Source organism: Aggregatilinea sp., assembly GCF_036822615.1.
Lineage (GTDB): Bacteria > Chloroflexota > Anaerolineae > Aggregatilineales > Aggregatilineaceae > Aggregatilinea.
In genome coordinates this window covers 97,906-108,322 of record NZ_DAISHJ010000008.1, presented here as the reverse complement: position 1 = coordinate 108,322, position 10,417 = coordinate 97,906, and the positions used below count along the sequence as shown (strand labels likewise).

Sequence of the window (10,417 nt, the reverse complement as noted above, 5' to 3'; positions counted from 1 at the left end):
CGATCCATACCTTGCTCAAATGTCTCACTGCTTAATTTTCAAATGGCCTCTTAGAACCCAAACCTTTCGGCCCCGCGGCAGGCCGTACAGCGCGTCTGAACGTCCTTTGAGCACCTGTGCACGGCGACAAAAAAAGGCCGCCGGAATATCCGAGCGGCCTTTTTATTATTTCGCAGCCGGTTGCTACTTCAGTGTCATCACAAACCAGTCGGCGGTTGTCGTGATGACAGAATCGGCGTATGTCTGGTCATCACCCAGTACGCCGTAGATGTGGTCAGCGCCCTCGACTCCATACGCAGCCCGCAGTTCGCCCTGGGCGTTCTCCAGATACCAGTTCAGGTAATCGTGAGACTCGTCCTCCGTGCCTGCAATGACGAGGAAGGCGTTGGCGTATTTAACGAACTCCTCCTCCACGTCATAAGCCGTCATGCTCTCGAAGAAGTCCGCCCCGAGCGTCACTTCACGGAAACCCAGATCGACAGTTACCTGCCCTTCCGCCTGCGCGGTATCGAGCGCCTCCTGCCCCAGAAAGTCAGGGCTGATATTGCCGCCCGTGGACCATAGCGCCATCGACTGATACCCGTCGGGGTGCTCCGCCGCTGTGACGATAGCGACCCGCCCGCCCAGGCTGAAGCCCAGAACGCCGAGGTGCGCGCTATCGACAAACGGCTGGGTCAGCAGGTAATCGTAGGCAGTGGCTGCATCCTCGACCATTCCGGTCAGCGTGCTGTTCTCCATGCCACCGCCGCTTTCGCCCCACCCCCGGAAGTCGATCCGGATGGACGCAATCCCGCGCTGCCCGAGTTCGGCGGCAAGCCGCTGGTACATATTGCCGACTTCATCGCGGAAACTGCCGAAGCCGTGCAGCATCAGGACCGCCGGCACGGGGCCGTCAGCCGCAGGCTCGACCACCGTCGCCACGATGTCGTTCTCAAGGGTTACAACGTATTCGTCGTATCCGCCATCGCCTTGAGCCGACACAGAAGCGCCTCCTACCATCCCTCCAAATAGCAGGACGACCAGCAAGAGCAATCGTGCAATGCGGTTCACTGTCTTCTCTCCTTGTGTAGAGCATGCCAAGATGGGTATTCGATCCCATTCCAGCGTATGCGACTTCAGAGCAAGGGTCAATATGAAATTCTGTGCCATTATCGCCGTCACGCAGGGCTTCGCACCCAGGACGATCCTGGAAACTCACTTTATCAAACCATGTTTGCGCAGTCGCTATAAGAGGAACATGCCCAATGCGGACCGAACAATCCGGTTGATCCCTTTGTGCGCCAGTTTGGCATAGGTGCGCCGCAAGTCATGCGGCGCAATGCGGAATCCCAAGGTTGGGGGCGCATACGCCTCTACAACGCGCCTCACCGTCAGCGACGAGATCCCGGGCTTACTGAGGATATGGTTGCCCTTGAGGAAACCACGTCAAATCGGACCAGTAGTGATCTCGGCTGCTGTAACACCCTTAACTGCCGCAATGCCGTTGGCGTGCACTTGATGGAAGGCGCAATTAGCGAGCACCGCGAAACGGTCTTCTGCGAGCTACCGAAATGCGCCCCTAACCAACTTGGGCAGATATTCCTGCCGCTGATGAATATCGACGAGAGCAGCGGCGAGCCGCAGACGACCGCGATGGGGATGGCAGTGATCAAGCGCTTCATGCATCCGATCGCATTTTAAGCCCCCTGATTGTCTCTTGCCGGATACGCTCCAGGATGCCAGCCCGGTCAATAACTGGCGCATCGTCGATAATCAGTTTACCTGTGACCCGATCCACCGGCTGTAAAACCGAGTTAAAAAAACATTTGCGCCGCCTGATCCTAAAGCGGCGCAAATGTCGCATTTCTAGAGCTTGCCGAGCAGTATGCTAAAATTACTCGAAGAGGGCGTTGACCTCTTCGTTAGCCTCTTTGAGTGCCGTCTCAGCGTCAACTTCTCCGAGAGCGATCCGATCCATCGCCTCTTGCATGATGACGGTAATCTCGCCACCAAAGTCGGTAATGGGGAACAAGAAGGTTCCGCCCTCTTCCGCTGCCTGCAGGGTGAAGGCGCTTACATCAATACCCGCGTCTGCACGTACCTGGAGCGAGAGATCAGCGGCTTCAGGGATGGCGGGGAAGACCACACCGGACTGTCCCACGATGTTCTGGCAGTCTGCCGATGAGAGGTACTTCACCCACTGCCACGCCTCTTCCTGGTGCTCGCTGCCAACCCAGATGGAGTCGGCCAGACCGTTGAACATACTCTTGCGCCCTTCAGGGCCGATAGGCAGACGGCCAAAACCGACCGGGAATTCGCTGCCCAGGTAGCTGCCGATCATCCACGAACCATCCGTGGTCATCGCTACCTTGCCCGACTGGAACAGCGCAAAGTAACCCAACCCCGACACATCCTCGTACGGAGGAACGAAGCCCTTCTTCAGCCACAGATCAGCGATCCACTGGATCGTCTGGGCGAAGCGGGGATCGTCGTAGTAGTATTCGTTGCCCCACAGGCCGTTATTGTAGGCCCAGCCGGTCGAAGCGGTGAACACGCTGTACGAGGTCTGGCCGTAACCGGCAGCGGTGGGCCAGTCGTCGGCAAAGCCGTACTGAACGACATTCTCTTTGTCGAAGTCCGGGCTGAGGCCATTGTTGCCATTGGCGTCCAGCGTCAACTGAGCAACGATTTGCTCGAAAGTGCCCCCATCTTCTGGGTTCCAGGTCCACTCATCCATGGTGGCAGGATCGATTCCCGCCGCTTCGAGCATGTCGGCGTTGTAGACGACGGCAACCGTGTCCCAGTCCTTCGGCAGACCGTAACGTGCGCCATCCTTGACCCAAAGATCGGCCAGACCAGGATAGTAGATATCGGTGGGAACGCCATCGCGTTCGACCAGGGGCTGAATATCGACGAGCTGTTCCAGCGCGACGAACTCAGGGTACTTCGCAAGGTGGTTCGTGAAGACATCCGGCGCATCACCCGTGATGAAGCCGGACTGAATGGACGACCAGTAATCGCCCCAACCGAGTTGTTCGATCTCAACGGTAATGCCGGGATTGCTTTCCATAAACTGGTCCGCGCATTCCGTATAGGCCGGGAGCTGGTTGTTATCCCAGAGCCAGTAACTGATGGTCACATCTTGACGAGCCTGGACCGGGCCCATAATCGGTACTGCCATTGCGAGTACTAGAATAATCAGAACTGCGGTGCGTGGAACTTTCATAGTAGTGCTCCTTTATATATCGTAACTTGATAGGATGGTTCAGCTCGGCAAGCTGAGATCGAACGATTTATTTAAAACCTGAGAACTGGATGGAGTCCACGACCTTGCGACCGAAGAACACGAAAATAACGATGGCGGGCACAATCGAAACCGCCGTCCCGGCCATTAGCCCGGCCCAATCGGGCGAGCCTTGGGGTGTTTGCTCACGGAAAATACCCAACGCGACGGTCAGCACGCGCACATCCTCGTCACGTCCCACCAACAACGGCCAGAGATATTCATTCCAGCTTCCGATAAAGGTCAGAATTGCCAGCGTCAGGATCGGGCCTTTGACCAGCGGCAGCGCGATGCGCCAGAAGAGGCCCAACCTGGATGCGCCGTCAATCGTGGCGGCTTCTTCCAGGTCTTTGTTCAATCCCAGGAAGAACTGGCGCATGAAGAACACGGCGAATGGCGTCATCAAAAACGTGGGCGCTATGATGCCCTGGTACGTGCCGATCCACCCTAGCTGGCGGATGAACACGAAGTTCGGAATGAACATCACGATACTTGGGATCATGAGGCCGGTCAGATAGATGAAAAATATCTTGTCTCTCAACGGGAACTTGATCCGCGCAAACGCATAGGCCGCCAACGAGCTAAAGAACGTTTGCCCCAGTGTGATCGTACCCGACACGATGAACGAGTTCCGCAGGAACACCCAGAAATCAAGTGTGGCGGTGGACATGTAGGAGGTTACGACGCCCTCACCGATCAAATCTTTCGTGTCGATCAGCCCCAGAACACGCTCGAAATTCTGCGTCGTCGGGTTGACCGGCATGAGGCTGGACGTATGGCTGAACACCGACGCGGGACTGGTTAGCGCGGTGCGGAGCACCCACCAAAACGGGAACAACGTGATAAACAACAAGATCAACAGCGCCAGGTAAGGCAGGATTCTTCCCCTGTGCACTCGCATCAGGTTGGGCAACTGGATGCTCGCCGCTTGCCGAGAGGTAGTCATGTCAGCTTCTCCCCGATCTACTGGTAGTCCGCCAGGTCCGATTCACCGGCGCGCAGCAGGCGCATCTGGACGATCGTGACGGTGATCAGAATGGAGAACAACACCACTGAGGCTGCCGTCGCCAGTCCCATCTTGATTTGACGCTCGAAGACCTGTTGGTAAATGTAGTAGATGATGACTCGCGTCGAACCGGCGGGGCCGCCTTCGGTGGTCACCGCAACGGTGTCAAAGACCTGGAAAGAACCGACGACCGACGTCACCAGGACGAACACCAGCACGGGGCGGAGCAGCGGCATGGTGATTTTGCGGAACTGCGTCAGCTCGCCCGCGCCGTCAATCGCGGCAGCTTCGTAGAGCGACTTGGGGATCGTTTTTAATCCGGCGAAGATGAGGATGGACGTATAGCCGACGTGCCGCCAGATGTTGATCCCTGCGATGGATTGGATTGCTTCGCTGGGCGACCCCATGAAGGGCTGTTTCCCGATCCCCACGACTTTCAGAAATTCATTCATCAGGCCGATCGAAGGATCGAGAATCCACAGCCACAACAGCGCGACAACGACGTTCGGCATCAGCCAGGGCAGGATCATAATGCCGCGAATGATAGAGGACACGGTGGTGCTGAACCGCTCTAGCATTACGGCCATGAAGATCGCCAACGCCGTTTGCAGCGGGATGTTCCACAAGACGTAAAGCACCGTCACCTGGAGCGAGTCTGAAAACCGCTTGTCGCTGAACAGGGTCCGATAATTATCCAGGCCGACGTATTTGGCGTCTGTGAGCAGATTCCAGTCCAAAAAACTGATGTAAACAGCGCGGATAGCGGGATAGGCGAAGAAGATGGTAAACCCGATCAGGCTGGGCAGGATGAACAGATAGCCGATCAGAGCCTCATTGTTACTGAGCCGGTTCAGTAGTTCAGGTAGAATGAAGCTTTTTGGTTGACTGCGCGCTTTACTGCCGGACATGAAAAATGAAGTCCTTTTCAAAGCTTAAAAAAAGACCGGATCTAGTTGCAGTAAGTCAGGTCAGGGCACGAGATCTTGCTGGGTCAGATGCGCTCCACAGGACTTACGGACAACAAGCTGGGTAGGCAGGATCAGGTTAGGAACGGCAGGTTTGACGTCATTGAGAAGGTCGATCAACATTTCTCCGGCGTGATGACCGATTTCGCGCTGCGATTCGTGAATGGTTGTGAGGGACGGTGTGGTGAAGGCCGCAAACCGATCGTCGTCAAATCCGACTACTGCGATATCTTCAGGTACGCGCAGCCCGGCTTCCTGGATGGCAGCCATCGCGGCGATTGCCATGGTGTCGTTCATCCCAAAGACCGCCGTTGGCCGTGGCTTGCACCGCAGAAGATCGCGCATAGCTTCGTAACCCGTGAAGGGATCAAACGCACCAAAACGCACCAGGGATGGATCCGGTGAAATACCTGCCGCCGCCAGGGTTTCGTAATAGGTCGTCAGACGATCCGACGCATGTTCAACCGTCCCTTCGGGTGCGTAGCTGATACAAGCGATTCGCTGGTGTCCCAGCCCGATCAAATGATTGATCAGGGTTCGTACACCGGTTAGGTTGTCTGAACTGACCGAATAATGGATGTGTTCCGACAGGCTGCCAAAGATAACGACCGGGATCCCCTGGTTAATCAGCTCCGTGGAAATGAACTCACTGCCCAGGGTAGACTGCACCACCATCCCCGCAACCTCATGGCCATGCAGCAGGTTAATGATCGACTCGTACTGTTGCTTGTCGTTTACGCGCTCGACGAGCAGCCGAAATCCGTACTGTTGAATGACCGAGCCGAAACCGGTCAGGATGTTTGGAAGCCAGGAGTCGATGAAAATTTGCTCGTGAGGATGGAACAGCGCCATTCCAATATTGATGCTGCGTCCCTGAACAAGAGATCGGGCCACCACGTTAGGCGTATACCCCAGGTCGCGGGCGATCTGCTGAACGTGCAGCCGCGTTTTTTCGCTGATGTTCGCCCGGTCGACATTATTTAAAACGTAGGACACTGTTGCTTGCGAGACGCCAGCGGCCTTGGCGACATCTTTGCTGGTAACTTTTTTCCGGGCCATTTTACTCAAGTCACTTTACTTATACGTATAAGTAAAGTATATTGAGGGAGCCTGGGTTTGTCAAGTACCCTGGAATAAGGAGACTTGGGTATGCCAATCTACGCCCATGAGGGCCTTTGGATTCTTGAAACACATCAAACTGCATATGTCTTGGGTCTGCACACCACAGGGTTGCTGGCTCACCGCTACTGGGGAGCAAAGCTGCCCTACCCTGACGATTATCCGGGGGACTTGATCGGCGAAGAGCTGGTTGTCGGGTCGTATGTTTTGCAGGATATTCCATTTGACGGCCTGGGTAACCGTGTGCCGCAGGAATATTCCACCGGCGCAGGAACCGAATATACGGAACCCTGCCTGAAGGTCGCATTTGCGGATGGCGTGCGCGACGTCTGGCTTCAATTTGAGCGCGCCGAAGCCTCCGACTGCGAACTTAAAATCTACCTGTGCGACGCGGTTTACCCCCTGAGCGTAACCCTGCATTACCGCGTGTGGGAAGCGTTCGATCTGATCGAGCGTTGGGTGGAGATCGAAAACAAGGGCGATACTCCGGTCACTCTGGAGCGCGTCTGGTCCGCGCAGTGGCATTTACCTATCGGGGAACACTACTACTTAAGTCACCTCAACGGGCGATGGGCTAACGAGTTCCAACTGCGCCGGGAGCCGCTGGTGGAAGGCGTAAAAGTGCTGGAAAGCCGCCGCATCACCACCAGCCACCACCATAATCCCTGGTTTGGCATTGATCGGGGAACCGCCGACGAGGACCGCGGCGAGGTGTGGTTCGGCGTGTTGGGGTGGAGTGGCAACTGGAAAATAGCCGCTGAAGTTACCGACTTTTCCTCAACCCGCGTAAATATCGGCCTCAACGATTGGGACTTCCGCTGGTCGCTGGAGCCAGGGCAGACCTTCACGACGCCCAGCAGCATTGCCGGATATACGGAGCAGGGTTTTGGGGCGGCAAGCCGTCACCTGCACGATTTTATACGGGAAACGGTTGTGCCCCATGGCGGCGCTCCGCACAAGGTCTTGTTCAATTCGTGGGAAACGACGCTCTTTGATGTGGATGAATCCTCTCAGGCGCAGTTTGCCGAAACCGCTGCCGAGATGGGGATCGAACTGTTTGTGATGGACGATGGCTGGTTTCACGGGCGTAAAGACGACTATGCCGGTTTGGGTGACTGGTGGCCAGATGCGAAAAAGTTTCCCAACGGTCTTGGCCCGCTGATCGACCGGGTTAACCGACTGGGCATGGACTTCGGACTCTGGATCGAACCGGAGATGGTCAATCCAGACAGTGAGCTTTACCGCCAGCATCCCGACTGGGTGATCCACTTTCCGACACGCCCGCGCACCGAAGGCCGCCACCAGTTGATCCTGAACATGGCAAAGCCGGACGTGCAGGACTATATCATCGAGAAAATCGACAGGCTGCTGGCCGAAAATAACATTACGTTCATCAAGTGGGACATGAACCGGAACGTCAGCGAACCCGGTTGGCCGGATGCTCCGGGCGAGCCGCGCGAGCTTTGGGTGCGTTACGTCCAGGGGGTGTATCGTGTCTGGGGAACGCTGCGCCAGCGTCACCCTCGCGTTGTCTGGCAAAGCTGCTCTGGCGGCGGCGGGCGCGCCGACCTGGGCATTCTACGTTTTGCCGATCAAATCTGGGTGAGCGACAACACGATCCCAACCGCGCGCCTGGCTATTCAATCGGGTTTTTCGCACGTGTTTCCTGCATCCACGATGGAGGCCTGGGTGACAGACATGGGCGAAGAATTTCTGCCGCTCGATTTTCGTTTTCATGTCAGCATGTGCGGCGTGTTGGGCATTGGGGCCGACTTACGCCGGTGGGGTGAAAAAGAGATCGCCGAGGCAAAAAAGTGGATCGCGCTCTATAAGGAAATTCGCCCGATCGTTCAACAGGGCGACATGTACCGGCTCGGCCCACTCGCTGCGGACGATTTCACCGGGGTACAGTATGTGAGCAAGGATCAAATGTCCGGCGTATTGTTCGCGTTTTTGCTCCATCGATTGGACCCGGCGACGCCTCTTATTTTGTATCCCCGGGGACTTACGCCGGATCGTCTCTATACGATTGAAGGATACCCTGGTGCTCGTTCCGGTGCAGCCTGGATGAAGACCGGCGTACAGGTCCGTCTCTCCAATTTCAGCAGCACCGTATGCCGGATTTGGGGCGAAAACTAGTGTGGGCAGCTTATGACTTGCCCCACAAAGTCTGATCCTGGTTGTGCGTTAGGATTAGACCACTAAGAGTGTTAGCGCGCGAGGCCGCAAAGCCATTGAGAACCGCAGTTGAACTACAAGAATGCGGATCTAGTCGCGCCCGTCAAACCCGCACTGGCTACGTAACCAGTGCGGGTTTCTGTTCTTCCTTCAAAATCCCCGTTCCAAATCGACTTTCTGTAGTCATCGTGGATGCGACCCTGTTGAACCCGCGATCTATGGCGTCTCCCGCTGTACCACGCCATCCACGTAACAGACTCAACTCGGCAGGCAGAACGAGTCTGGCAACCAACCGTCGCCTGCGTGAGCCGCGCATAGATCAGCGCAGCACCCTGCTGCCTGCCAGCAGTTTAAAACCGCACACGGGAACTGGCATGAAGCGCTCGTGGAATTTATGATTCCATGACCGTACTGGAATCCAATGTCCGGCTTCCCTCCCCGTCCGAATATGCGATCCGGAATGTTCGGGTTTCGAAGTCCACATCGAGTTCCGCCCAATCCGGCCCTGCCGACCAGTAAAGGCGTAATGCTGAATCGGAGGCAGCATCCAGGATGCGGAATTCACCATCAAACGCCGGATGGGTGTTTCGCAAGCGGATCAAACGGCATAAGCCCTTCACCACGGGCTGCTGCATTTGCCGAAGAATCTCCTCCTCAGAAAATGCATGCCGGTTGATGTCACGCCCGACGCCCGTTTTCTCCAACAGCGCAATGTCGTTGCGCCCTGCCAGCATGCCGACGTAGTACACCTGCGGGATTCCTGGCGCGAAGAACTGGAGTGCGCGCGCCAACAAGTATTCGCCGTCCTGTCGTCCCAGCGCATCATAAAACGTGCAGTTGACTTGATACAGGTCCAGATTACTGGCCGATGCACCGGTCGCCTTCAGGCTGTCCCCGTGGCTGCGCTGGTGAATGGTGTTCACCAGTTCGTTGATTTCATTCTCAGGGAGAATTCCATCGACGTGGTTACCATCCACGATCCCCGCGCCGACATCGATCACGCCGATGCCATCGTGGGTATCCAGCACCGTGACGGCGTTTCGCGGGCTGACGTCGAGCCAGCGCTTCAAATACCGGGAGGTGCCCCGGTAGATGGCGTGCAATACCAGGGGCGGTAGGGCGAAGTCGTATACGCGATCCACCTGCTTTGCGATGGCGATCTGGCTCTGGTAGTGCGAGTGGATTTCCACCAGCACTTCCATTCCCCTGGCCTTCGCTTCACCAGAAAGCCGCCGGATGAACTGGTACGTCTCCGGGATCATGAAGCAGCTTGTGCCCTGCTTTTTGCAGGCATAGCCCACCGCATCCAGGCGAATTGTCCGCACGCCGTGCGCCGCAAAGACGTCCATGATCGAGTGCAGGTAATTCCACCCCGCCCCAGAATTGACGTTGATGTCCACCTGCTCGCTGGTAAACGTCGTCCACAGCAAACGAGGCGTTCCTTCGACCTGGAGCTTGGTGAACGGCAGGCCGGGGCGTGGCCGGTAGACTGTAGCCAGATCTTGTTCCGTTGCACCCTGCGGGAACACGTCACGGTACGTCAGAAATATCTCCCGGTACGGCGAGGCATCCCCCCGTTCAAGAAAGTCTTTGAACTGTGGGGATTGGGCGGAGATGTGATTCACGATCAGATCGGCAGTAATGTCGATCCGTTCTCCCAGCGCCTGAATATCCTGCCAGCTTCCTACCTGCGGATCAACCGTACCATGATCGATGGGATCAAAACCCGCGTCCGCCCCATCGACGGGCAGGAAAAAAGGCAGGATATGCACGCCAGCAAACAGGCCCGCGAACGGTCCTGCCAGAACCTTATCGAGATCCCCCACCGTAGAACCGCCCAGGCGATTCGGGTATGCGATCAAGTGCACTTGATTTTTCATAGTGTTC

Annotated in this window: 8 protein-coding genes; 2 read left to right on the top strand and 6 right to left on the bottom strand. The window is 56.5% G+C overall.

Going from position 1 to position 10,417, the window contains the following annotated elements; genetic code table 11:
* Positions 1–183: 183 nt before the first annotated feature.
* Positions 184–981: an alpha/beta hydrolase family protein gene (locus V7116_RS04795; protein ID WP_324390747.1), complete on the bottom strand. Its 798-nt coding sequence runs from the start codon at positions 979–981 to the stop codon at positions 184–186.
* 327 nt (positions 982–1,308) lie between these two features.
* On the opposite strand from V7116_RS04795, the gene V7116_RS04790 reads away from it, so the two are divergent.
* Positions 1,309–1,680 (top strand): hypothetical protein, encoded by a 372-nt coding sequence (locus V7116_RS04790; protein ID WP_324390746.1) that lies wholly within the window; start codon positions 1,309–1,311, stop codon positions 1,678–1,680.
* Positions 1,681–1,873: 193 nt separating this feature from the next.
* Here V7116_RS04790 and V7116_RS04785 read toward each other — a convergent pair whose 3' ends face one another.
* The 4 genes from V7116_RS04785 to V7116_RS04770 form a co-directional block, all read right to left on the bottom strand.
* On the bottom strand, positions 1,874–3,160 hold the full coding sequence (locus tag V7116_RS04785) for an ABC transporter substrate-binding protein (protein ID WP_324390745.1): 1,287 nt from the start codon (positions 3,158–3,160) through the stop codon (positions 1,874–1,876).
* 112 nt (positions 3,161–3,272) lie between these two features.
* A complete protein-coding gene (locus V7116_RS04780; protein WP_324390744.1) occupies positions 3,273–4,208 on the bottom strand; it encodes a carbohydrate ABC transporter permease in 936 nt (311 codons plus the stop codon).
* 17 nt (positions 4,209–4,225) lie between these two features.
* Positions 4,226–5,176 (bottom strand): carbohydrate ABC transporter permease, encoded by a 951-nt coding sequence (locus V7116_RS04775; RefSeq protein WP_324390743.1) that lies wholly within the window; start codon positions 5,174–5,176, stop codon positions 4,226–4,228.
* A gap of 60 nt (positions 5,177–5,236) precedes the next feature.
* On the bottom strand, positions 5,237–6,292 hold the full coding sequence (locus V7116_RS04770) for a LacI family DNA-binding transcriptional regulator (RefSeq protein ID WP_324390749.1): 1,056 nt from the start codon (positions 6,290–6,292) through the stop codon (positions 5,237–5,239).
* 90 nt (positions 6,293–6,382) lie between these two features.
* Here V7116_RS04770 and V7116_RS04765 point away from each other — a divergent pair, with 90 nt between their 5' ends.
* The gene (locus V7116_RS04765) at positions 6,383–8,491 is read left to right on the top strand and encodes an alpha-galactosidase (protein WP_324390742.1); all 2,109 of its coding nucleotides are present in this window, start codon (positions 6,383–6,385) and stop codon (positions 8,489–8,491) included.
* Between the two features lie 431 nt (positions 8,492–8,922).
* On the opposite strand, the gene gtfA is transcribed toward V7116_RS04765, so the two are convergent.
* The gene (gene gtfA / locus V7116_RS04760; protein ID WP_324390741.1) at positions 8,923–10,410 is read right to left on the bottom strand and encodes a sucrose phosphorylase; all 1,488 of its coding nucleotides are present in this window, start codon (positions 10,408–10,410) and stop codon (positions 8,923–8,925) included.
* Positions 10,411–10,417 lie beyond the last annotated feature (7 nt).